The sequence below is a fragment of the Asticcacaulis currens genome, from assembly GCF_028550395.1.
In the GTDB taxonomy this organism is placed as follows: Bacteria; Pseudomonadota; Alphaproteobacteria; order Caulobacterales; family Caulobacteraceae; genus Asticcacaulis; species Asticcacaulis currens.
The window spans coordinates 101,884-124,326 of the sequence record NZ_JAQQKW010000010.1 but is presented as its reverse complement, the minus strand read 5'-3'; the positions used below and the strand labels follow the sequence as shown (position 1 = coordinate 124,326).

Genomic DNA, 22,443 nt, shown 5'->3' with positions numbered 1-22,443 from the left:
TCCCTCCGGTAAGGCACGCTGTGATCACTTACCGCTTGACAGGTGCGGCCCGACACCTTCAGCCTGAGCCTGAAAACGGCGGAGGTGCCTGTGCGCGTGCTTTTATGTCTGGCCTGGGGGCTCATCGCCTCTTCGGCGGTGGCGGCGGCCCCTGTGGCGCAAACCGTCTTCGTTAATGGCAAGGTCCTGACTGTCGATGCCGCCGATACGGTGGCCGAAGCCGTGGCGGTGCGCGACGGGCGCATCGTGTTTGTGGGCACCTCCGCCGCCGCCAGGGCCCATATAGGCCGCCGCACCGAGGTCATCGACCTCAAGGGGCGCACCCTGATGCCGGGGCTGGTGGACGGGCACATGCACCCGCAATCGGGTGGCCTGCGCACGCTGGGCTGCAATCTCAACTATGAGCGCCTGAGCCGAGAGGCGTTTCTGGCCCGGATTCAGGCCTGTCTCGACGCCGAAGCCGACGCGCCCGATGACCGCTGGCTGGTGGTGATCAACTGGTTCCAGCAGGACATGATCCCGACCGGCTATGCCCCGACGCGCGCCGAACTTGACACGCTGCGCACCGCTCGTCCGATCATGGTGCGCTCGTCCTTCGGCCATTCGGCTCTGGTCAACAGCCGCGCGCTTGGCGTGGCGCAGATCACGCGCGACACCCCCGACCCCAAAGACGGCCGGATCGTGCGCGACGCGCAGGGCGAGGCGACCGGTCTGCTCGAAGACGCGGCCCAGTCGAGGGTGCAGACCCTGATCCCGCCGCCGGACGCCGCAACGCATCTGAAAGCCGCGCGCATTGCCCTCGGCCTGATGGCCGAACAGGGGATAACCACCTTCCTTGACGCCTATACGGATATCGAAACCCTGACCGCCTATCAGACGCTCTACAGGCGCGGCGACCTGACGGCGCGCGGGCATTTTGCCGTGCTGATCGACGCCGGCGAAACCTATGACGCCAAAGCCGCTGTCGCCGAGGTGGTGCGTCAGCGCGGTCTTTACGACACCGGGGATCAGGGGGCGAAGCCTGCCCTGCGCATCCATACGGCCAAGCTGTTTCTCGATGGCGTGATCACCGCCCCGGCCTTTACCGGCGTCATGGTCGCCCCCTATTTCGAAAACAGCGGTACCGAGGCCGACCCGCACTGGCGGCCCGGTCATAATCGCGGCCCCAGGCCCTATTTCACGCCGGCGCAACTGAGCGACACCCTGGGCCTGCTGGCCGAGGCGGGGATAGACCCGCACATGCATGCCGATGGCGACGGGGCGGTGCGGCAGGCACTCGATGCCGTGGCCACCCTGCGCCGTACCCATCCGGACAAGGACATCCGTCCGGCCATCGCCCATGCCGAGATCGTCGATCCGGCGGACTATACGCGCTTTGCCGAACTGAACGCGCTGCCCGTCCTGTCGTTTCAGTGGGGCAAGCCTGCCGCCGACACCATCGAAGGTGCGCGGGAGCCGCTGGGGCCCTATCGCCACGCCCTGATCGAGCCTTCGGGCCTGCTGGATATTTACGGGGCGCGTCTGACCTTTGGCAGCGACTGGCCGGTCGATCCTCTGGACGAATGGTTCGCGCTGAAGGTGGCGGTCACCCGCACGGCGGCGAAGGCCGATCAGGGCAAATATCCGGGGCGGCTGGGCGTCGATCCGGGCCTCCCCCTGCGCACGGCCCTGCGGGCCATGACGCTGGGCTCGGCCTATGCCCTGCACGTCGAGGATCGCGTCGGGTCGGTGGAGGTGGGCAAGTGGGCCGACCTCATCGTGCTCGACCGCGACCTGACCGCGACCGATCCCGAAGCGCTGGGCGACACAAAGGTCGTCCTGACCCTGCTGGGCGGCCGGACGGTGTACCGGCGGCCCTGAACGTAAAAAAGCCGGAGGGCTTACCTCCGGCTTTTCTGTCTTACATCTTGTAGGTCAGGCGGATCGTGCCTTCGCGCCCGATGCCGTCAAACCAGCTATGGTTATAGTAGGGGTAGCCCGTCCAGGTCGGGTCATAGACCGGCTTGGTATCGAACAGATTGCGCACCGAGAAGGACACGGTGGCCTTGTCCGTCACATCGTACTGGATCGAGCCGTTGGCGATCGAATAGCTGCTGACATAGGCGTCTTCGTCATAGTTCGGCGTGCGATCCACGTAACGGCCGCTCAGGGTCGCCTTGAACGGCCCGTTGCGCAGGCTGACGCTCAGGTTCGACTTGTTGCGCGGCAGTTCGTAGCCGCTGGTCGGGGTCAGCATGCTGAAATAGGTGTCCCCGGCGTAGCGTTGATAGTCCTGCTTGATCACATAGGTGTGGCCGCCCGACACGTCGATCTGACCGATCGGGGTGTCGAAGCCGAAGCGCAGGCTGAGATCGAGGCCGGAGGTCTGCTGGCTGGCCACATTGATCGGGTTGATGAAGATCGACATGATATCGCCGCCGCTGTTGCGCTTGACGCGGCTGAGGGCGTCCTTACAGGTGGGCGAGTTGGGGTCCACTGTGGCGCCGGTGGTGGTCGAACCGAAGCGGCAGTCGGACTCGGTCTTCAGCACCGTGGCCATTTCCAGATCTTCGACCTGATCCTTCATCTCGATCTTGTAGTAGTCGAGCGAGACGTCGAAGCGGCGCGACGGAGCCCAGACAAAGCCCGCCGTGAACGAGGTGCCCGTTTCCGACTTCAGGTCGCGGTTGCCGACGCGGCTTTTGATGATGCGTTCGGAATCGAGCGAACAATCGCCCAGCGGCACGCCGGGCTCTTCGGTGCGGCATTTGAACTGATCGACGACGCTGGGGTGTTCGTTGCCCGGACCGGTATAGATATAGTGCAGGTCCGGCGCACGGAAGGCCGTGCCATAGGTGGCGCGCAGCAGCAGCGACTTCACCGGGCGGTATTCCAGCCCCGTATTATAGGTCACCTTGTCCGTGTCGCGCCCGGCGAAGCCGAACTGGTCATAGCGGGTGGCGAGGCTGAGCGACAGGTTGGACAGAAGCGGGATCTGGAACTCGGCGCCGATGGCCTTGTTGCTGCGGCCGCCCTTGCCGTCGGCATCCTTCCAGCCCCAGTAATAGTACTGCGTCGCCAGCGGGTCGGGTGAGAGGTCATAGCCCTGACGACCGGCTTCGGCCACGACGGCAAAGCCCACCGGGCCCGCGGGCATCTGGAACAGTTCGCCGGTCGAGAGCACGGCCTTGAAGCTGTTGGTCCAGGAAGACGGCTTATAGATGCTCTTGACCACCAGCGAGTCGTATTCGGCCGGCGTCAGCGGCGTATAGAAGCGGTCATAGCTGGGGGCAAAGATGGGATAGCCGTCGGCGTCCGTCCCAAGCTGGTCACCGAGGAAGAACTTGGTCGCCTTGGCATTGATCAGCAGCGGGAAGGCGATTTTCGACTCGAAACGGCTGAAGTTGAAGGCGAGGTCATAGGACCACTTATTGCCTTCGCCGAACGTCCCGCGGATGCCGGGGCTGAGGGTGAAGGTCTGCGAATCGACCTGACGCATCCCCTTTTCCAGCCCGCCCATTTCTTCCGGGGTAAAGGTGCGGTTCCAGTCTTCCAGTTGACCGCTGTTGGCGTTGTAGAAATAGCTGTCTTCGTTGTCGCTGCCCGGCTGATAGTACCAGGTCAGGCGCGGCCGCATCAGCTTGACCTTGCTCTTGGCCGCCTGAATATCGGCAAACAGGGTGGTGGTGTCGTTCAGCTCATAGGTGAGGGAGGCCAGACCAGACAGCTGTACGCGCTCGGATACCACGGTGCGGTAGGCCACACCGGCGGTCGAGCCGCAGTAATAGCCGTAACGCGGACGTAAGGCATACTGCATGGTGCCGCCGCTCAGGCCTGAAAGGGCGTCGCAGGTGGCCTTGCCCGGATCCAGATAATCCTCGTTTTCGTCCTGAATCATGAAGTTCCGCTCAGGCAGTTGCGAGCGGGCGGTCGGTGCGTCCAGCGTCGAATCCTGACGCTCGCGCTGATAGCCCCACAGCGGACGCTGATTGCGCACCTCGACACCGAAGACGGCGTGGAAGCGGTCGGCGTCGAAGCCCGACGAGACGCTCATCTCCAGCGACTTGCCGCCGCCCTGTTCGGTAAAGCCGTGCGAAATATCGAAGGTGGTGCCGTCCGCCTTCTTCTTCAGCTTGAAATTGACGACGCCCGCAATGGCGTCAGACCCGTAGATGGCCGACGCCGAACCGGACAGGATTTCCACGCTATCGACCATGCCCATCGGGATGTTCGACACGTCGGTGAAGTTGCTCTTGCCGTTGAACGGCATGGGATAGTCGGCGATGCGGCGGCCATTGACCAGCACCAGGGTGTGGTTGGGACCAAGGCCGCGCAGATTGACCTGCTGACCGCCGGGCGAGAAGTCCGCCCCGTTGTTCGACTGCTGCCCCTGCACCAGACCGGTGTTCTGCGTCACCGAGGCCAGCAGGTCCGGCACGTCCTTGAACGCCTTGTCCTTGATGGCCTGAGCGGTGATGGTGGTCACCGGAGCCGGGCCTTCCTTCTGGGTGCGCGGAATGTTGGAGCCGATCACCGTGACGGTGGTGATTTCCGGTTCTCCCGAAGCCTCTTGCGCTGCGGCACAGACCGGTATCAGGCTAGTGCCTGCCAGCAGGGCGATCTTGAGCATGGCGGGTAGATGTGATCTCGACATGGGGCACTCCACAGCTCTGGGGCTAAAGTAACGGGGTTATGGGCGCGCGGTGCCACGCGCCGCATTTCTGTCGGAATGTGATCTCAGAATGTAAATTTCTGCAATCAGATTGTCTTAATGGCTTCACAAACCCGCATATGTGACACATTAATGTAACGCTGGGTCAATATCGTTACGGAGGCAATCATGTCGCGTCGCCTGCCTATCCTGTTGTTTGTGATCGCAATTTTGTGCACTGCGGTAACGCCCGTGGCGGCGCAGGGGTTTTGGGGGGCGAAAGGCTATAAGGCCTTCCTGATCGGCGACCCGCAAAAGCCGCGCGAAAAGGCCCCTCAGCCCGGTCTGATGATGGCCGGAGGGGGCGAATGGCCGGTGGACGCCTTCCATTGGTTCGCCGACAAGACGGGGCATGGCCACGTCGTCGTGCTGCGCGCCTCGGGCACGACCAGCACGGCGGATGAGATGTATAAGCAGATTGGCGGTTTTGCCTCGATCCGCACCTTCGTCTTTACCGACCGCAAGGCGTCAAGCGATCCGGAGCTGCTCGACGCGCTGAAAAAGGCCGACGGCATCTTTCTGGCCGGCGGGGATCAGGCGAACTATGTGCGCTTCTGGAAGGGCACGCCCGTCGAGGCGGCGCTCAATGCCCACGTGGCGGCGGGCAAGCCTTTGGGCGGCACCTCGGCGGGTCTGGCCGTGCAGGGGGAGTATGTGTATGGCGCCATGGACGGCGGCAGTATCGGATCCGAAGAGGCGCTGAAAGACCCGCTGGGCGCGGCAGTGACCATGGAAACCGACTTCCTGCGCTTCGACCTTTTGAAAGGCATCGTCACCGACACCCATTTCAAGGAGCGCAAGCGTCAGGGGCGGCTGGTCACGTTTCTGGCCAAGGCGCAGCACATGGCCGGGCGGCCTCTGACGGGCATCGGCGTGGACGAGCAGACCGTGCTGGCGGTCAATGGCGACGGTTCGACGCAGGTCTATAGCAATATCGGCGGCTATGCCTGGGTGTTCGAAGGCGTCACCCCCCGGGACCTCAAGGCGGGCACGCCGCTTTCCGTGGACAATATCAAGGTCACGGGCCTTGATAAGGACAGCACGTTTAACGTCCTGACGCGGCAGATCGGGCATCCGGCCTTCGTCAAACGCTATACCGTCAACCATGGCGTCATGCGCGAAAAGAAGCGCTGGGCGCTGGCCATTCATGGCGGGGCCGGGGTCATCGAACGCGAAAAGCTGTCGCCGGAGAAGGAAGCGCATTATCGCGCCGGGCTCAGCGCGGCGCTGAGCAGCGGTCAGGCCGTCCTCGACAAGGGCGGCACGGCGGTCGATGCCGTCGAAGCGACGTTGCGCGTGCTGGAGGACAATCCGCTGTTCAATGCCGGAAAGGGAGCGGTCTTTACCGCCGACGGCGTCAATGAGCTGGACGCGGCCATCATGGACGGGGCGACGCAAAAGGCCGGGGCGGTGGCGGGTGTCACGCGCACCAAAAACCCGGTGTCACTGGCCCGCGCGGTGATGGAAAAGTCGCCGCACGTCCTGCTGGCGCGCGACGGAGCCGATCGTTTCTCGGTCGAAAAGGGACTGGAACAGGTCGATCCCAAATACTTCTTCACCCAACCGCGCTGGGACCAGCTTCAGGCGTGGAAGGCGAGGAATCTGGCGGCGGTGGATCAGACACATCTGTTCGGCACGGTGGGCGCGGTGGCGCTCGATCAGGACGGGCATCTGGCGGCGGCCACCTCGACCGGCGGCACGACGGGCAAGCGCTGGGGCCGGGTCGGCGATTCGCCGATCATCGGCGCGGGTACCTATGCGAAGGATGGCGCCTGCGCGGTATCGGCCACGGGGACAGGTGAGTATTTCATCCGCGAATCCGCCGCGCGTCAGGTCTGCGACCGCGTGCTGTGGAAGGGCCAGACCATAGCCGAGGCCGCACAGGACACCATCATGGCGGTTGGCGCCATCGGCGGCGACGGCGGCCTGATCGCCATGGATGCCGCGGGCGAGGTAGCGTTCGGTCTCAACGATCTGGGCATGTATCGCGGCACGGTATCGGCCGAAACCCCGGTGAAAACGGCTATTTTCGCGGACGAAAAATAGTGTAACGTCTGCTAAAGCCGTGTGCCGGAAAATGGACACCCCTTGTCGGCATAAGGTTTTACGAAAGTGAAGAGCGAGGCGGCGGTTCAACGGGGCCGCTAAAGGCTCAGACTCCATGTTTCAGAAAGCGCTTGAATGGGGACGCGCAAGGCCACGCCTGACATCGACGCCACCGACCGCCGGTTACTGGCGGCGCTGCGCGAGGATTCGCGCCTGACCGTCTCGCATCTGGCCAAACAGCTCGAAATTCCGCGCACCCAGGTCTATGCACGGCTGGCGCGGCTGGAGGCGGAAAAGATCATTGCCGGCTATACGCTGCGCATGGGGCAGGCCTTTTCGCGCACGCGGATGCGGGCCCATGTGATGATCAAATGCCTGCCGCGCTTCAATCTGGAGGTCGAGACCGAGCTGGCGCGGCTGAGCGAGGTGTCGGCCATCTACGCCATCAGCGGGGAGTACGATATCATCGCCCTGCTCGAAGCGGCCAATGGCGAGGAGGTCAACGACCTTATCGACCGTATCGGCCTGCTCGAAGGGGTGGAACGCACCACCACCTCGGTCCTTCTGGCGACCAAGCTGGAGCGCTAACCGCCTCAGAGTTTGTCGAAGACCGACCCCATGCGCGGGGCGAACAAACGCTCATAGGTGCGCAGCAGATAGTTGTCGGTCATGCCCGACACGTAATCGCAGATGACGCGCGGATCGTCCGAGGCGGCGGCGTAGCGCGCGTACTGATCGCGCGGCAACAGGCGTTTGGGGTCCGATTGCAGGGCTTCGAACACCGCCACCACCATGGCCTGCCCCTTGAACTCCAGATGCTGCACGCTGGGGGAACGGATCACCTCGTCAAACACAAACCCCTTGAGCGCCTTGAGAAACCGCGCCTGCCCGTCGGGCAGTTCGACGCGGTAGCGCAACAGCGGCTCGGCAAAGGCATCGTCTTCGGCAAAACGCGCGTGGGTGATGAAATGCCCGACCAGCCGGTTGACATAGTGCTTGCGCGACCCCGAGCCGCCGAACAGGGCGCTGACCATGCCTTCATAGACATTGTTGCCGCTTTCGTGCGGATAACGGGCCTTGAGCGCATCGAGAAACGAGGTGCAGACGCTTTCGGGTACGGCGCGGCGAAAGGCGCTTTCGCTGACCAGGGTGAGCGCAATGGCGTCTTCGAGGTCGTGTACGCCATAGGCAATGTCGTCGGCCACGTCCATCAGGCTGCAATCGAGCGATTTGTGCCGCGTGGCGTGGTGGCTGTCGGGTTGGGTGTCCAGCGCCTGAAACCGCGCTCGGTCCTCGTCGGACAACAGGTCCAGCACCCAGTCCACCACATCGGTTTCGCTGTCGAGATAGCCCTTGGGTGGCTTTGAGGCGCGGCAGTCGATAATGTCGATCGTGGTCGGCCCGCGCATCAAAGCGGGTTTGCGCGCCGGGTGGGCCGCCTTCGACAGGGCAGCCGGGTATTTCAGCACACCCAGAAGCGTCCGCCGCGTCAGATTGGCTCCGGCGTTTTTGGAGAAGGTCTCAAGCCGCGACAGGATGCGCAGGGTCTGGCCATTGCCCTCAAAGCCGCCGTCGTCGCGCATACAGTAGTGCAAGGCCACTTCGCCGCCGTGACCGAAGGGCGGATGGCCGAGGTCGTGGGTACAGCCGATCGCCTGAATCAGCGCCCGGTCGGGCAGGTGGGCGGCGGCGGGATGCTCAGAATGGTGAGTCTTGAGCTGCTTGTTGAGGCTGCCGCAAATCTGCGCCACCTCCAGCGAATGGGTCAGCCGCGTGCGGTAAAAGTCGCTGTCCCCCAGATTGAGGATCTGCGTCTTGCCCTGAAGGCGGCGGAAGGAGGCCGAATGGATGATGCGGGCATAGTCGATATCCCCGGCATCACGGGCGTCATCGGCTTTGGCGGACCAGTTTTCGCGGCGGGCGTACCAGGACATCAGATTCGTTCACGGCAAAAAAAGGAGACTTTAGGCGGGCCGGGGGCCTGCCGCCAGTGACGAATCCCTGCTGACGCGCTAAAGAGGCTAAAACTCAGAGGAATACCCCATGCCCCGCCGTTTCTGCTTTGCCCTCGACCTGCACGACGATGCCGACCTGATCACGCGTTACAAGGCCTGGCACGCGCCCGGTCAGGTGCCGGGACCCATCATCCGCAGCATCCGCGAGGCCGATATCCAGTCCATGGAAATCTGGCAGGCGCATGATCGCATGTTCATGATCATGGAGGTCGGCGACACCTTCGCGCCGGACGCCAAGGCCGCCGCCGATGCGGCTTCGGAAGACGTGCAGGCGTGGGAGCGCCTGATGTGGGAATTCCAGAAGCCCCTGCCCAAGGCGCAGCCGGGCGAAAAGTGGGTGCCCATGACCCGTATCTTCGATCTGGGCGAACAGCCTTAAATGTAAGGTCTGAGGGCCGCCGCCAGAACCGGCACCTGCGCGGTGGCCAGCCCGGCCAGATTGACCCGTCCTGACGCCGCCATGTAGATGCTGTGCTGGGTGCGCAGGCTCAGCACCTCTTCCGGGCTGAGCGGCAGGGTCGAAAACAGGCCGTTCTGCCGCGTCAGAAAGCCCAGACCCGGATGCGCCGCCGCCAGCGCCGTGCGCAGGCTGTGGACACGCAGACGCATGGCGTCGAGTTCGTCGGACCACATTTTCGCAAGCGCCGCGTCGCTGAGGATCAGCCGCACCACAGCCGCGCCGTGATCGGGCGGCATGGACCACAGGGTGCGCGCGAGGTTGATCAGATTGCCGCGCAGCCGCTCACGCCGGGCCGCATCGCGGCACTGATAGAAGAGGGCGCCGACGCGATCCCGGTAAAGGGCGAAATTCTTGTTGCACGAATAGGCGATCAGGGCTTCGGGCACCTGTTTCAGCAGATCACGCATCGGCGCGGCATCGGCTTCGAGGCCCTGCCCCAATCCCTGATAGGCGAGGTCGATCAGCGGCAGCAGGCCGCGTTCGGCGCACAGGCCGGCCACCTCACGCCACTGCTCCGGGCTGAGATCGGCCCCGGTCGGGTTGTGACAGCAGGCGTGCAGCAGAACGATGTCGCCGGGTGCCGCACCTTCCAGCGCCTTGCGTAAGGCAGGGAAGATCACCGACTGCGTGTCGCGGTCGAAAGAGCGGTATTCACGGATCGTCAGCCCGGCGTCTTCCAGCAGGGGGAAGTGGTTGATCCAGGTCGGCGTCCCCACCCACACCCTCGCGCCGGGCCGGGCGCGGTTGAGCAGCTCTGCCGCCAGCCGTAGCGCCCCGGTGCCGCCGGGCATCTGCACGCCGCTCAGTGCCGTATCGCCGCGCCGGGCCTCACCGAACACCACCGGGATCAGCGCCTCGACAAAGCCCATATCGCCCGCCGTCCCCAGATAGCTCTTGGAGGTCTGGCTGTGCAGCAGGGCGGCTTCGGCCTGTTTGACGGCGGCCATGACCGGGGTATGGCCCTGTTCGTCCTTATAGACGCCAACGCCGAGGTCGATCTTGTCGGCGCGCGGATCGGCCCGGTGCAACTGGATCAGCTCCAGCAGGCTGTCGGACGGCTGATCCTTCAGGGCGGCGAAGAGGGGGGAGGCGGTCAGGGTCGCGGTCACGTCAAAGTCCAGTTCAGATAGCCAAGATTTCAGGCGGTAAAAATCTGCCCGTTGCGCACGGCGACCGGCCAGGGGGTGAGGGAGGCGCCGGGGCAGGGGCCGCCGACGCATACACCGTTTTGAATGTCGAACAGCGCGCCGTGCCACTGACAGCGGATCAGGCCGGCATCGGGCGTCAGATAATCGTCCAGCGTCTGGCACAGCGGCAGACCGGCGTGCGGGCAGGCATCGACATAGCCGTGCACCGTCTGGCCCCGCCGCACGACAAAGCCGTGAAAGCGCGCCTCGCCCGCCTGAAGCACATAGTTGCGCGCGGTGCCGTCGGTTATGCGCTCAAGCGGCCCCAGCGCGATACCGGGGCGTACCTGCGTCAGGCGGGGCAAGGTGGCGGTCATGGCGCGACCGCCGGAAGGATGCGCGCCGTGCAGGGACCAAAGCCGATAGAGACAAATCCCTCGGCCTCGGCGCGGGCAAACAGGCTCAGCTCGTCGCCGTCTTCTAGGAAGCGGCGTGTTTCTCCCGACGGCAGGGTGAGCGGCGACTTGCCCCCTTCGGTCAGTTCCAGCAGGCTGCCCGCTTCGTGCGGTTGCGGTCCGGAGAGGGTGCCGGTCCCCAGAAGGTCGCCGGGGCGCAGATTGCAGCCGCCGCTGGCGTGGTGGGCGATGATCTGCGCCACGGTCCAGTACATGGCCTCCTCGGCGCGCGATTGCGCCAGTTCGACCGCTGCGCTCAGGCCCGGCGTGCGCAAACGGGCCCCCTGACGGATGCGATAGCCGCCTTGCGCCTGATCCCCGGCGTCGCTCAGATAGGGCAGGGGCGCGGGATCATCGCTGGCGCGAGGCAAGGGCGCGGTGTGGAAGGGGGCCAGCGCCTCCGCCGTGATCACCCAGGGCGAAATCGTGGTGTGGAAATTCTTGGCCAGAAACGGCCCCAGAGGCTGATACTCCCACGCCTGCACGTCGCGCGCCGACCAGTCGTTGAGCAGGCAAAACCCGGCGATCCGCTCAGAGGCCTCGGCTATCGGGACCGGCTGACCCAGCGGGTTTTCGCCGCCGATAAAGACCCCCAGCTCCAGCTCGTAATCAAGGCGCTGCGTGGGGGCAAAGCGCGGGGCGTCGGCGTCCGGGGCCTTGATCTGACCCAGAGGGCGCGTCACCGGCTCACCCGACACGCGCACCGAAGAGGCGCGGCCGTGATAGCCGATGGGGACGTGTTTGTAATTGGGCAGCAAGGGGTTGTCGGGCCGGAACAGCTTACCCACCGCCGTGGCGTGGTGGATGCCGACATAAAAGTCCGTATAGTCACCGATCTCAGCCGGGAGATACAGAGTGCAGGTCTGCGCCGCATAGAGGTGCGGTGACACGGCCGCATGATGCGCCGCCTCACTTAGCAGGGACGAAAGACGCTGACGCAGGGCGCGGCGCTCAGGGGCCGGGCGGGCAAACAGGGCGTTGAGCGTGCGCGCGCCGAACGCCGCCGCGTCACCCTCGATCAGTCCCGCTTCAAAGAGGCCGCGCAGGTCGAGGATATGATCGCCAATGGCGGTCCCCAGACGGCGGTCGTCGGACCCGTCCGGCGCAAATACGCCCAGCGGCAGGTTCTGAATCGGAAACTCAGCGTGGCCGTTGGCGTCAGGCAGCCAGCTTGTGCGGTCCGCGTCGTGTGTAAAGTCGATCATGGCAGTCGGGCCTTTTCAAAGCCGCCCCAGCCGGCGTCATAATCGCCTTGCAGACCCGGCAGGGCGAGGGCCTGAGTGGTGGGGCGCAGCACAAAGCGCGTTTCAAACATGAAGGCCATGGTGCCTTCGTACCGATGGGGTTTCAGGTCCGCCGATACCCCCGCGTCATAGCTGGCGCGATCCGGGCCGTGGGCGTTCATGCAATTGTGCAAGGACGCGCCACCGGGGGCGAAGCCTTCGGCCTTGGCGTCATAGACGCCTTCGATCAGGCCCATAAATTCGCTCATGACATTGCGGTGGAACCACGGCGGGCGGAAGGTGTGTTCGGCCACCATCCAGCGCGGTGGGAAGATCACAAAGTCGCAATTGGCCGTGCCGGGTGTGTCGGAAGGCGCGGTCAGGACGGTGAAAATCGACGGGTCGGGGTGGTCGAAACTGACCGTATTGATCGTGTTGAAGCGCCGCAGATCATAGCGGTAAGGACACAGATTGCCGTGCCACGCCACCACATCAAACGGCGAATGATCGAGCGTCGTGGCCCACAACTGGCCCTGAAACTTCTGGATCAGTTGATGCGGCGCGTCTTCGTCTTCAAAGGCGGCCACCGGGGCTTCGAAATCGCGCGGATTGGCCAGCCCGTTGGCCCCGATGGGCCCCAGATCGGGCAGGCGGAAGGCCGCGCCGTGGTTTTCGCAGATATAGCCGCGCGCCGTCCCTTCCGGCAGTTCGACGCGGAATTTCAGCCCGCGCGGGATCACCACGACGCTGAGCGGTGCCGCCTCGATCACCCCACATTCGCTGATGATTTTCAGAGCCCCTTCCTGCGGTACGATCAGCGATTCGCCATCGGCATTGAAAAAGGCGCGCCGGGTCATGCTGGCCGTGGCGGCATAAAGATAGACCGTCACGCCGGTCTGGGTCGCCACATCGCCATTGGCGGCATAGGCCGTCATCCCGTCGATAAAATCGACCGCGCCCTGTGGCGTCGTCAGCGGCGACCAGCGCAGGCGGTTGGGCGAAGGCGGCGGGCCTTCGGTACGCCAACCGGGGGCCTCCAACGGCGCGAAGGCCGCGTGCTGCGCCGACGGCCGCAGACGATAGAACCAGGTCCGGCGGTTTTCACTGCGCGGGGCGGTGAAGGCCGTACCCGAAAACTGCTCGGCATAGAGGCCGAACGGCACGGCCTGCGGCGCGTTCTGGCCCACGGGCAGGGCACCGGGCACGGCCTCGGTGGCGAAATGATTGCCAAATCCGCTGAGATACGCGCGCATCACGCATCGACCGAGATGACGCCGCGGCGGATCTGATCGAGTTCGATCGACTCGAACAGGGCCTGAAAATTGCCGTTGCCGAAGCCCTCATTGCCCTTGCGCTGGATGATCTCAAAGAAGATCGGTCCGAACAGGTTTTCGGTGAAGATTTGCAGCAGAATACCCTCTTCGCCGACATTGCCGTCGATCAGGATGCGGTTGCGGCGCAGCCGTTCAAGGTCTTCGCCGTGGCCGGGCACGCGCTTGTCCACCAGCTCGTAATAGGTTTCGATCGTGTCCTGAAGCCGCACGCCGCGCGCCCGCAGCTTTTCCACCGTGGTGTAGATGTCGTCGGTGGTCAGCGCCAGATGCTGGATGCCTTCGCCCTTGTATTCTCTTAGATATTCCTCGATCTGGCTCTTGTCGTCCTGCGACTCGTTGAGCGGGATGCGGATGGCCTTGTCCGGGGCGATCATGGCCTGAGAAAAGAGGCCGGTGGCCTGCCCCTTGATGTCGAAATACTTCTGCTCCTCGAAGCCAAAGATGCGCGAATAAAAGTCCGACCACACGCGCATCTGACCGCGATGCACATTGTGCGTGAGGTGGTCGAGCAGGTCGAGCCCGACGCTGTGCTCGCGCTCGGCAGCCTCCGCCCCCGGTACGGCGAACCAGTCGGCATAGAGCTGATCTGTGTCGGGGGTCAGATAAAGGTAGGAGCCGCCGATGCCCTGAAGGACAAAACTGCCGTCGCCCAGCGTACCAGCGGCGGCGTCGGCGGCCTTGGCTCCGCGCGACAATGCGGCCTCAAAGGCGGTTTTTGGATCGGCGACGCGGAAAGCCATGCCCGACGCCGAAGGGCCATGCCCCTGACGGAAGTCGGCCGCCTGACCGGTCGCCTCTTCGTTGAGCAGCAGGTTGATACGGCCCTGTTTGTAACGTGTCACGGCCTTGGACGGATGACGCGAGGCGGCGACAAAACCCAGGCGCTCGAAATGGGCGCGCATGGCGGCGGGGTCGGGGCTGGTGAACTCGACAAACTCAAAGCCGTTCAGACCCAGCGGGTTGTGCGGAGTGATGGACATGGCGACCTCCTGTTTGTTTCCTTTGATATAGTATCTATTGCAACAATTTAAAAAATCCAGTCTCTTTTTCGTGAGGTGGCTGGAGAGGGCGCGACGTGAGGCCTAGTCTTCCGTCATGCGCGCCCTTATCCTCCTGCCGCTTGTGGCAGCCTCTCTGATGCTGTCTGGCCTGTCCCGGCCACAGGTCAGCCATGCCCCGTTCGGCGTGACGGCGGGCGGTGAGGCGGTGGAACGCTACACCCTGCGCAACGGACGCGGCTCCGAGGTGTCGGTCCTGACCTATGGGGCCATTCTCGATGCGGTGCGGGTGCGCGACCGGCGCGGGTATTTGGATAATGTGGTGCTCGATCTGGCCGACCTGAAGGCGCATGAGGCGCGCGCCAATTTCAGTGCCTTGGTCGGACGCTTCGCCAATCGCATCTCCGGAGGTGGCTTTACGCTGGACGGGCAGCGGGTGGTGCTCGACCTCAAGGGCGGGATCGTCTCGCACGGCGGCAGGCCGGGCTTTTCCGGGCGGGTGTGGACCGCTGAGCCCTGTACGACGCCGGGGTGCCGCGCCGTGACACTGCGCTATGTCAGCCCCGATGGCGAGAATGGCTTTCCGGGGACGTTGCACGTCTCGGTGACCTATAGCCTGTCCGACGACGACACCCTGACGCTGGATTATCGCGCCACGACGGACAAGCCGACCGTGATCAACTTGACGAACCACGCCTATTTCAATCTGAGCGGGGCGGCATCGGGTTCGACCGACGGCCACTATCTGCAACTGAAGGCCGAGGCTATCACCGCCTTGTCGGACAAGAAGCTGCCGACGGGGGCCTTGCGCCCGGTCGCGGGCACGCCGTTTGATTTCCGTCGGCCCGCTCAGATCGGTAAGCAGATCGTCAGGGCCGACCCGCAACTGAAGATCGGCGGCGGTTTTGACCATAATTTTGTGCTGAACAAACCCCAACCCGGCGCGCTGAGCGTGGCGGCGCGGGCCTGGGACCCGAAAAGCGGGCGGACGCTGGAAATGAAGACCACCGAGCCGGGGTTACAGCTTTTCACCGGCAACGGCTTCAATGGCACGCTGAAAGGGCGGGCGGGCAATCGCATCTGGCCGCGCGGCGGCTTTGCGCTGGAAACCCAGCATTTTCCCGACAGTCCCAACCACCCGGAATTTCCTTCGACCGTGCTGCGGCCGGGCGAGGTCTTTCATTCGGTGACGACGATCCGCTTCGGCACGGCGAAGACGCTGAAACAGGCGTTTCCGGATTAAAAAACCCCGATCTTGCGACCGGGGCCTTTTTATCATCCGATTTTGGCCGGTTCGAGCTTCGGCATCAAAAGATGCACCGCCAGAAGCGCCAGAAAATAGCCCGTCGCCGCATAGACGAAGATGGGCGTGTAGGAGCCGATCTTGTCGAGCACGAAGCCCGCATATTTGGCCATGGCCATGCCGCCAAAGGCCCCGAACATACCGCCGATCCCTACGACGGAACCCACAGCGCCATTGGGGAAGACGTCCGACGGCAGGGTGTAGAGATTGGCCGAAAAGCCCTGATGCGCGGCGGTCGCTACACCAATGATGGCCACGGCGACCCACAGATTGTCGGCCATGGCCGCGACGCCCACCGGCAGGGCCAGAGCGGCGCAGATCAGCATGGTGACCTTGCGCGCGGCATTGACGCTCCAGCCGCGCTTGATGAACTGCGACGACAGCCAGCCGCCGCCCACCGAACCGATGTCGGAGAGGAGGTAGATGGCCACCAGCGGCGGGCCAAAGGTCTTGAGATCAAGGCCATAGCGCTTGTGCAGGAAATCCGGCAGCCAGAAGAGGAACATCCACCAGATGGGGTCGATCAGAAACTTGCCCAGCGCATAGCCCCAGGTTTCCCGGGCACGGATGACCCTGCCCCACGAGACCTTTTCGACCGTGACCACCGGGTCCTGTTCGATATGGCTGAGTTCCAGCGCATTGACTTTTTTATGTTCGCGCGGGCGGCGATAGACCAGCCACCAGACGGGCAGCCACAGAAGGCCGACAGCGCCGGTAAAGATAAAGGCCGCCTGCCAGCCGAATGTCAGGGTAATGGCCGGAATGACCAGCGGCGTGACAATGGCGCCGATATTGGTCCCGGCGTTGAACAGGCCGACCGCAAAGGCGCGTTCGGACTTGGGGAACCACTCAGATACCGCCTTGACGCCGCCGGGGAAGGCCCCGCCTTCGCCGATGCCGAGGAAGACGCGGGCGATGATGGCGTCTTTCAGCGATGACATGGCCGCGTGGCAGATATGCGCCGCCTGCCAGATGACAAAGGCCAGAGAGAAGCCGATGCGCGCCCCGAAGCGATCCACGATCTTGCCAAAGGCCAGATAGGAGAGGGCGTAGGCGAACTGGAACCAGAAGACCAGATCGGCATAGTCCAGCTCGCTCCAGCCGAATGCCGATTGCAGGGTCGGCTTGAGCAGGCTGACCGTCTGACGGTCCACATAGTTGATGACCATGGCCGTGAACAGCAATGTCACGACCAGCCAGCGATAGCGCGTCGCGCCCGCCGGGGCGTGGGTGCCCGAAGGTGGCTGCATGGCGGTTTCCTTTTATTTTGTCTTGTTTTCGTGAGTGTCTTTGGCGTTCAGGGCCCCGATCAGCGCTTTCATATTGTCGATATAGGCGCTGGTCGAAATGCCGATGACGGGTTTATCGGCGAGGTAGGGCGAGGTGTCGGTCTTGTCGCCGACGTGCGTCGAGCGGTAATCGCCCTCGGCCGGCGTCGGCGAACCATCCCCGATATACGGGTTGGAGGTCGATTTCAGCTCGGTCGGCCACCAGCCGTCCTTGTTCAGCGACTTGACCAGCTGATCGGCGGTTTCGGCGACGCGGCTGTGGTTGAGGTCGGAATCACTGTGTTCCTCGATCAGGAAATAACGCGGCAGCGGCTTGGCCACGCCGTATTTCAGCGGCGAGTCTTTGGAGGCCTCTTCCGGCGGGGTGGCTTTCAGCTTTTCATAGTCCTGACGCAGCTTGGCAACATTGATCGAGCGCGTCGAGCTGTAGTGGCGCAGTGTATGCTCCGGAGTGTAGTCGGCATAGTAGTGGCCATTGACAACGTTAGAGCCTTCGCGGTGCGTATAGAGCGCCTTGTTGGTGCCCAGTTCGACAAAGGACGGATAGAGGGGCTTTTCGCCGGGCAAACGCACCGAGTCGAGCCAGTCGAGCGCTGCCGGGATGGGCGCCAGATATTTGCTGTCGCCGGTGAGCTTATAGAAGTCCATCAACTGCCGGATGGCGCTGGCGGTGGTGTGCGCCGACAGGGATTTCGGCTCATAGGTCCGCGCCCCGGCGGGCTTGAGATCGGGCGTATATTGCAGCGACCAGCCGGCCTGGGGCGCGCCGTTTTGCGCCAGAATATAGATGTTCATGCCGCGGTTTATGGCATCGAGCACGCGCGTTTCGCCCAGCGCCTGATAGCAGAGGATCAGGAAGTGGACATTACCGGCGGCCACATCGTCATTGAAGGTGATGTACGACGTGTAGTCCGGCTGACCGTGGTGCGAAAACTCGTATTTCAGCGGATACCGCTGCGGCCAGCCGCCATTGGGGTACTGGCTCTTGAGCACGAAGTCGATCGCCTTTTCGAGCGAGGGTTTGTACTTCGGGTCGTGCTTTTCGAGGTAGAGACGCAGGATGAAGGTCATCGCCTCCACCGTGCCGTCGTCGTCATAGGTGGCATTGCCCCAGTAGTGCTGGAACTCTTCCATGCGCCAGGCGTTCTTGCCGATGGTGTCGTACCACTGCTTCGTCGAGGCCTCGCCGCCGAAGTCGATGAAATAGTGCCAGCCGCCATTGTCCTGCTGACCGAAGATCAGGGCGGCAGCGGCCTTTTCGGCGGCGGTGTAGTAATACTCATCGCCCGTGGCATGGTAGGCATCGAGGAACAGTTGGCCCATGGTCGCCGTGCCCGGCGGCTGCACCCAGATCATGCTGGGGCGCGCCTCAAGCTCCCCCCAGCGGCGCGACATGTCCGGCAGATAGGACCACACATAGCCGCCGTTGGTCGAAACGGTTTCGACCATGAACGTCGTGGCCTTGCGCATGGTCTTTTTGATCGCGCTGTCCGACGGCTGAGGGGCGGCGTCGGCGAGAGGGCTGCACAGAGCCAGACACAGGCCCGCGAGGCCTGCAATCGATTTAACAAGGGGGCGCATGAAGGTCCCGTCTTTCCCGAATGTTTCCGTATGTTCTTGGTCTTTTGCCCAGCTTATACGGTAATGACACCGGTTTCCAGCGCGTCCGCACAAATTTTTTTCCTGTGCGCGGGGTACCGCTCAGTTGGGCAGGGGATAGGGCGAAAGGGCGGCGCTGAGGCGGCCGATGCTGACGGGCTTTGACAGGTTGCCGTCCATGCCGGCGTCGAGGCAAAGCTGACGCTCGTCGATCAGGCCCTGCGGCGTCAGGCCGATGACAACCACGGGCGGGATCAGGCGGCGGCGTTCCAGATCGCGGATCTGTCGCGTCGCCCGTACACCGTCCATATCTGGCAGGTCGATATTGAGCAGGACCACCGGCCCCCGGCCCGACAACAGGGATTCCAGCAGGGCCTGCCCGCTGGTCACCACCTCGGTCTTCAGCCCCAGATCGTCGAGCAGCGTCACGATGAGATCGGCGCTGGGGGCGTGCGGTTCGGCCAGAAGGATGACAGGGGCGTCGGACGCCATGAACAAGCGGACCTTTCGGGGGGAGGCGCAGGCTTATCGAAACCTTGCGCCCCTGTGCCTAGCCCGATATGGCGGCATTGTATGTGCACTCGTACACATAAGGGGTAAAGGTAATGAGGCCCCGATGGACACGCTCCACCCCGAACTTCTGAGCAGCAATTTGCTGATGGCGCTGCGCCCGGCCGACCGGATGCGGCTTCAGGCGCGCATGGAGACGATCACCGCGCCGCGCGGCATGGTCCTGTTCAATGCCGGGGACGTGGTGCGCCACGCCTGGTTTCCGCTGGGCAGCACACTGGTCGGGTTCCGGGTGCTGCTTGATGACGGGCGCGGGGTCGAAACGGCGCTGGTCGGGCGCGAAGGCGCGGTCGGCGGCATCGTCAGTCAGGGACGGCTGCCCGCCTTTTCCTGCGCCGAAGTGCAGTTTCCGGGCAAGCTGCTGCGCATTGATCTTCAGGCTCTGGAGGCGCTGAAAAGCGAGTCCCTCACCCTGCGCTACTTCTTTGCCCGCTATTCCGACTGTCTGCTGGCGCAGGTGTTTCAGTCGGTGGCCTGTAATGCCACCCACACGATCGAACAGCGCGCGGCGCGCTGGCTCAGTCTGGCGCTCGACCGCACCGAAAGCGCGACAATTCCGCTGACGCAGGATCAGTTGTCGTCTATGCTCGGCGTCGGACGGGCCTATGTCAGCCGCGTCATGGGCGTGATGCAGCGCGACGGTCTGCTGGCCACGGTGCGCGGGCGGGTCGAAATCCGCGATCCGGCGGGGCTCCGGCAACGCGCCTGTGGTTGCGGGGCGCAGGTGCGGGCCCATTTCGACGAGGTGCTGGCGGGTGTCTATCCCGCCGCCGAAGACAGTGAGATCACCGCCAAATGAAACTGCATGGCTATTTCCGCTCCTCCGCCGCCTGGCGTGTGCGTATCGCTCTGGCGCTGAAAGGCCTCGACTACGATCAGGTGTTTGTCCATCTGCGCCATGGCGACCAGCGCGCGCCCACCTATCTGAAAGTCAATCCGCAGGGGCTGGTTCCGGCGCTGGAGGTGGAGGACGGGGCGGTGCTGACCCAGTCTCTGGCTATCTGCGAATATCTGGATGAGGTCTATCCGCAATCGCCCCTGCTGCCGGGCACGGCGCTGGCGCGGGCGCGCATCCGCGCCTTTGCCTACGCCATTGCCTGCGAAATCCACCCGTTGCAGAACCTGCGTGTGCTCAACCGACTGAAGGCGCTGGGGCAGGACGAGGCGGGCGTCAGGGCGTGGGCGCAGGAAACGATAGCCACGGGCTTTGATGCCTGCGAAGCCCTGCTGGACGGACAGGCCGGACCTTTTTGCTTTGGAACTGAGGTGACTCTGGCCGATATTTTTCTGGTGCCGCAGATGGCCAATGCCCGCCGCTTCGGCGTCGAACTGCGCTGGCCGCGTCTGACAGAGATCGAAGCCGCCTGCCTCCGCCATCCGGCCTTTGAGGCCACGCGACCTGAACGGCAACCCGACGCCGAGTGATTGGGTTTGGACCCTAGACCGGGTTGCGGTATAGCCGACCCTTTTCGACCACCAGAATGATGCTGATGGCTGTCAGGCCCAGCCCCATGGCGGCCAGCGGCAGAAGCCACACGCCGCCGGACCAGAACTGACCGATCCACGCCCCGATCAGACCGCCGCCGACCATCGACAGCACCCCCTGAAGCGAGGCCGCCGTACCCGCGACGTGGCCGACCTTTTCCATGGCAATCGCTGTGAAGTTGGAGGTGCACATGGCCATGCACATCATGGTCAGGCCTTGCAGAAGCGTGAAACTGATCAGGGTCTCATAGCCCAACAGCGCCCACACCACGTGGATGGCCGACAGGATGATCAGGGCGGTCAGCGAGCGGTGCGACATGACGCGCGTCCCCAGTCGCTCGACCAGCCGGATATTGGTGAAGGCCCCGACCGCCATGGCGCCGGCGCACAGGGCGAAGACCAGCCCCAGATAGCCCGGCTGATGAAACACCTCTTCGAAAATCTGCGGCATCATCGACAGATAGCACAGGATCATCGACGTCATCACCATCACCGCCAGCCCATAGCCAAGCGAGGTGGGCTCAGAGGCGATATAGCGCGCCACGCGGAGGAACTTGCCGGGAGACGGGGCGAAGCGCTGTTCCACCGGCAGGGTTTCCGGCAGGCGCAGGCCCACCCACACAAAGACCAGCAGACCGGCAATGGTCAGGGCAAAGAAGATGCCGCGCCACGGAAAGCCCAGCATGATCAGCTGACCGAGGCTGGGGGCCATGATCGGCACGGCCATGAAGATGACGTGCGAGGTCGAGAGCACCTTGGCCATGCGCGCGCCGGAATAGAGGTCGCGGATGGCCGACCGCGGAATGACATTGGCCGAGGCCGCGGCTATGCCCTGAAAGAAACGCAGCAGGATCATGTGTTCCAGATCGGTGACCAGCGACACGGTCAGCGACAGAAGCACATAGACGATCAGGCCGCCCAGCAGCACACGGCGGCGTCCCAGCCAGTCCGACAGGGTGCCGCACAGAAACTGACCTATGCCCATCCCCATGAAGAAGACCGAGATGATCAACTGCATACGGTTGGCATTGTCGATGCCGAAATCCGCCGCCATGTGCGGCAGGGCGGGCAGCATGGTGTCCACGCTCAGCGCCGTCGCGGCCATGCAGGCGGCGATAATGGCGACAAATTCGGGAAAGGGCGGGATGTCCCTGGGGGGCAGCTTCAACATGACGCGCTCCCTATAGCCGGGTGACGCTGCGAAAGAAATTATGAGTTTGAGAAAAAGCACACGTCCGGCAAGCTGAGCCGATGAACAGCGAAGACATGGCTCTGATCCTGCTGGCTGCCGGCCATTCCCGGCGCTTTGGCGATGAAGACAAGCTGATGGCCGATCTCGACGGCCGGCCGCTGGGTGTGCATATGGCGGAGCGCCTTTGCGCCCTGAATTGGCGGCAGAAACTGGCCGTTGTCGTGTCGGATGAGCTGCGGAACACCCTGACCGGGCTTGGGTTTGAGACTCTGACTCCGCTACCGCTGGCAGGCATGGGCGACAATCTGGCGCTGGCGGCGCGTCAGGTGGGCGGGGCCGCCGGGGTGGTGGTCTGTCTCGCCGATATGCCCTTTGTGCCCCTGACGCACATCTCGGCTCTGGTGAGCGCGCTCGGTGAAGGTATCACCATTGCCGTCAGTACCGTCGGTGAGGCGAAAGGGCCGCCTGTGGCCTTCTCTGCAAACCATATCGGGGCCCTGCGCGCCCTCAGCGGCGATGCAGGGGCGCGACGGATACTGATCTCAGCCGCCGTTCAAACCGTAAGCATAGAGGCTTCATGTGACGCGTTATCTGACATCGACACCCCGGACGATCTGGAGCGGGCGCGCGGACGGTTTGGATAAAGCAAATGTCACT

Annotated in this window: 19 protein-coding genes; 8 read left to right on the top strand and 11 right to left on the bottom strand. The window is 63.8% G+C overall.

The annotated features are described in order from the left end of the window. Nucleotides 1-42 precede the first annotated feature (42 nt). Entirely contained in the window at nt 43-1,860 is a 1,818-nt protein-coding gene (locus tag PQU94_RS15425) for an amidohydrolase (RefSeq protein ID WP_272742325.1), read from the top strand. Nucleotides 1,861-1,900: 40 nt separating this feature from the next. Here PQU94_RS15425 and PQU94_RS15420 read toward each other — a convergent pair whose 3' ends face one another. Next, the gene (locus PQU94_RS15420; protein WP_272742324.1) at nt 1,901-4,633 is read right to left on the bottom strand and encodes a TonB-dependent receptor plug domain-containing protein; all 2,733 of its coding nucleotides are present in this window, start codon (nt 4,631-4,633) and stop codon (nt 1,901-1,903) included. Nucleotides 4,634-4,819: 186 nt separating this feature from the next. Between PQU94_RS15420 and PQU94_RS18260 the strand changes: the two genes are divergently transcribed. Beyond that, on the top strand, nt 4,820-6,736 hold the full coding sequence (locus tag PQU94_RS18260) for an isoaspartyl peptidase/L-asparaginase (RefSeq protein WP_368407083.1): 1,917 nt from the start codon (nt 4,820-4,822) through the stop codon (nt 6,734-6,736). A 135-nt stretch (nt 6,737-6,871) separates the two neighbouring features. Next, entirely contained in the window at nt 6,872-7,324 is a 453-nt protein-coding gene (locus PQU94_RS15405; RefSeq protein ID WP_272742323.1) for an Lrp/AsnC family transcriptional regulator, read from the top strand. A 5-nt stretch (nt 7,325-7,329) separates the two neighbouring features. Here PQU94_RS15405 and PQU94_RS15400 read toward each other — a convergent pair whose 3' ends face one another. Beyond that, a complete protein-coding gene (locus PQU94_RS15400; protein ID WP_272742322.1) occupies nt 7,330-8,670 on the bottom strand; it encodes an anti-phage deoxyguanosine triphosphatase in 1,341 nt (446 codons plus the stop codon). 109 nt (nt 8,671-8,779) lie between these two features. Between PQU94_RS15400 and PQU94_RS15395 the strand changes: the two genes are divergently transcribed. After that, complete coding sequence (locus PQU94_RS15395) at nt 8,780-9,130, top strand: L-rhamnose mutarotase (protein WP_272742321.1); 351 nt, start codon at nt 8,780-8,782, stop codon at nt 9,128-9,130. Here the strand turns inward: PQU94_RS15395 and PQU94_RS15390 are convergent. From PQU94_RS15390 to hppD, 5 genes are read right to left on the bottom strand one after another with little or no spacing between them, the layout of a single operon-like run. Then, on the bottom strand, nt 9,127-10,320 hold the full coding sequence (locus PQU94_RS15390; RefSeq protein WP_272742320.1) for an amino acid aminotransferase: 1,194 nt from the start codon (nt 10,318-10,320) through the stop codon (nt 9,127-9,129). The genes PQU94_RS15395 and PQU94_RS15390 overlap by 4 nt on opposite strands. A gap of 29 nt (nt 10,321-10,349) precedes the next feature. Beyond that, a complete protein-coding gene (locus tag PQU94_RS15385) occupies nt 10,350-10,715 on the bottom strand; it encodes a Rieske (2Fe-2S) protein (protein ID WP_272742319.1) in 366 nt (121 codons plus the stop codon). Beyond that, entirely contained in the window at nt 10,712-11,998 is a 1,287-nt protein-coding gene (fahA, locus tag PQU94_RS15380) for a fumarylacetoacetase (protein WP_272742318.1), read from the bottom strand. The genes PQU94_RS15385 and fahA overlap by 4 nt, the downstream gene beginning before the upstream one ends. After that, a complete protein-coding gene (hmgA, locus tag PQU94_RS15375; RefSeq protein WP_272742317.1) occupies nt 11,995-13,269 on the bottom strand; it encodes a homogentisate 1,2-dioxygenase in 1,275 nt (424 codons plus the stop codon). Before hmgA ends, fahA begins: the two co-directional genes overlap by 4 nt. After that, nucleotides 13,269-14,330: a 4-hydroxyphenylpyruvate dioxygenase gene (gene hppD, locus PQU94_RS15370; RefSeq protein ID WP_272742316.1), complete on the bottom strand. Its 1,062-nt coding sequence runs from the start codon at nt 14,328-14,330 to the stop codon at nt 13,269-13,271. Before hppD ends, hmgA begins: the two co-directional genes overlap by 1 nt. A gap of 115 nt (nt 14,331-14,445) precedes the next feature. On the opposite strand from hppD, the gene PQU94_RS15365 reads away from it, so the two are divergent. Continuing rightward, nucleotides 14,446-15,591 (top strand): aldose epimerase family protein, encoded by a 1,146-nt coding sequence (locus PQU94_RS15365; protein ID WP_272742315.1) that lies wholly within the window; start codon nt 14,446-14,448, stop codon nt 15,589-15,591. A gap of 32 nt (nt 15,592-15,623) precedes the next feature. Here PQU94_RS15365 and PQU94_RS15360 read toward each other — a convergent pair whose 3' ends face one another. The 3 genes from PQU94_RS15360 to PQU94_RS15350 all read right to left on the bottom strand — a co-directional run bounded on the left by PQU94_RS15360 (nt 15,624) and on the right by PQU94_RS15350 (nt 19,031). Next, nucleotides 15,624-16,901 (bottom strand): MFS transporter, encoded by a 1,278-nt coding sequence (locus PQU94_RS15360; RefSeq protein WP_272742314.1) that lies wholly within the window; start codon nt 16,899-16,901, stop codon nt 15,624-15,626. Nucleotides 16,902-16,913: 12 nt separating this feature from the next. Continuing rightward, a complete protein-coding gene (locus PQU94_RS15355) occupies nt 16,914-18,521 on the bottom strand; it encodes a pectate lyase (RefSeq protein WP_272742313.1) in 1,608 nt (535 codons plus the stop codon). 120 nt (nt 18,522-18,641) lie between these two features. Next, entirely contained in the window at nt 18,642-19,031 is a 390-nt protein-coding gene (locus tag PQU94_RS15350; protein ID WP_272742312.1) for a response regulator, read from the bottom strand. 124 nt (nt 19,032-19,155) lie between these two features. Between PQU94_RS15350 and PQU94_RS15345 the strand changes: the two genes are divergently transcribed. Next, nucleotides 19,156-19,908: a Crp/Fnr family transcriptional regulator gene (locus PQU94_RS15345; RefSeq protein ID WP_272742311.1), complete on the top strand. Its 753-nt coding sequence runs from the start codon at nt 19,156-19,158 to the stop codon at nt 19,906-19,908. Continuing rightward, complete coding sequence (gene maiA / locus PQU94_RS15340) at nt 19,905-20,534, top strand: maleylacetoacetate isomerase (protein ID WP_272742310.1); 630 nt, start codon at nt 19,905-19,907, stop codon at nt 20,532-20,534. Before PQU94_RS15345 ends, maiA begins: the two co-directional genes overlap by 4 nt. Nucleotides 20,535-20,547: 13 nt before the next feature. On the opposite strand, the gene PQU94_RS15335 is transcribed toward maiA, so the two are convergent. Beyond that, on the bottom strand, nt 20,548-21,765 hold the full coding sequence (locus PQU94_RS15335; protein WP_272742309.1) for a multidrug effflux MFS transporter: 1,218 nt from the start codon (nt 21,763-21,765) through the stop codon (nt 20,548-20,550). Between the two features lie 80 nt (nt 21,766-21,845). Here PQU94_RS15335 and PQU94_RS15330 point away from each other — a divergent pair, with 80 nt between their 5' ends. Continuing rightward, nucleotides 21,846-22,430, top strand: a complete 585-nt coding sequence (locus PQU94_RS15330) for a nucleotidyltransferase family protein (RefSeq protein ID WP_272742308.1) — start codon at nt 21,846-21,848, stop codon at nt 22,428-22,430. The last annotated feature ends 13 nt before the right edge of the window (nt 22,431-22,443 follow it).

Bases quoted from the DNA above. Each gene is read 5' to 3' on its own strand.
- PQU94_RS15385 (WP_272742319.1), bottom strand. From the start codon at position 10,715: ATGACCGCCACCTTGCCCCGCCTGACGCAGGTACGCCCCGGTATCGCG.
- PQU94_RS15405 (WP_272742323.1), top strand. From the start codon at position 6,872: ATGGGGACGCGCAAGGCCACGCCTGACATCGACGCCACCGACCGCCGG.
- hmgA (WP_272742317.1), bottom strand. From the start codon at position 13,269: ATGCGCGCGTATCTCAGCGGATTTGGCAATCATTTCGCCACCGAGGCC.
- hppD (WP_272742316.1), bottom strand. From the start codon at position 14,330: ATGTCCATCACTCCGCACAACCCGCTGGGTCTGAACGGCTTTGAGTTT.
- PQU94_RS15335 (WP_272742309.1), bottom strand. From the start codon at position 21,765: ATGTTGAAGCTGCCCCCCAGGGACATCCCGCCCTTTCCCGAATTTGTC.
- PQU94_RS15365 (WP_272742315.1), top strand. From the start codon at position 14,446: ATGCGCGCCCTTATCCTCCTGCCGCTTGTGGCAGCCTCTCTGATGCTG.
- PQU94_RS15400 (WP_272742322.1), bottom strand. From the start codon at position 8,670: ATGTCCTGGTACGCCCGCCGCGAAAACTGGTCCGCCAAAGCCGATGAC.
- PQU94_RS15355 (WP_272742313.1), bottom strand. From the start codon at position 18,521: ATGCGCCCCCTTGTTAAATCGATTGCAGGCCTCGCGGGCCTGTGTCTG.
- PQU94_RS15395 (WP_272742321.1), top strand. From the start codon at position 8,780: ATGCCCCGCCGTTTCTGCTTTGCCCTCGACCTGCACGACGATGCCGAC.
- PQU94_RS15420 (WP_272742324.1), bottom strand. From the start codon at position 4,633: ATGTCGAGATCACATCTACCCGCCATGCTCAAGATCGCCCTGCTGGCA.
- PQU94_RS15345 (WP_272742311.1), top strand. From the start codon at position 19,156: ATGGACACGCTCCACCCCGAACTTCTGAGCAGCAATTTGCTGATGGCG.
- PQU94_RS15360 (WP_272742314.1), bottom strand. From the start codon at position 16,901: ATGCAGCCACCTTCGGGCACCCACGCCCCGGCGGGCGCGACGCGCTAT.
- PQU94_RS15330 (WP_272742308.1), top strand. From the start codon at position 21,846: ATGAACAGCGAAGACATGGCTCTGATCCTGCTGGCTGCCGGCCATTCC.
- maiA (WP_272742310.1), top strand. From the start codon at position 19,905: ATGAAACTGCATGGCTATTTCCGCTCCTCCGCCGCCTGGCGTGTGCGT.
- PQU94_RS15350 (WP_272742312.1), bottom strand. From the start codon at position 19,031: ATGGCGTCCGACGCCCCTGTCATCCTTCTGGCCGAACCGCACGCCCCC.
- PQU94_RS18260 (WP_368407083.1), top strand. From the start codon at position 4,820: ATGTCGCGTCGCCTGCCTATCCTGTTGTTTGTGATCGCAATTTTGTGC.
- fahA (WP_272742318.1), bottom strand. From the start codon at position 11,998: ATGATCGACTTTACACACGACGCGGACCGCACAAGCTGGCTGCCTGAC.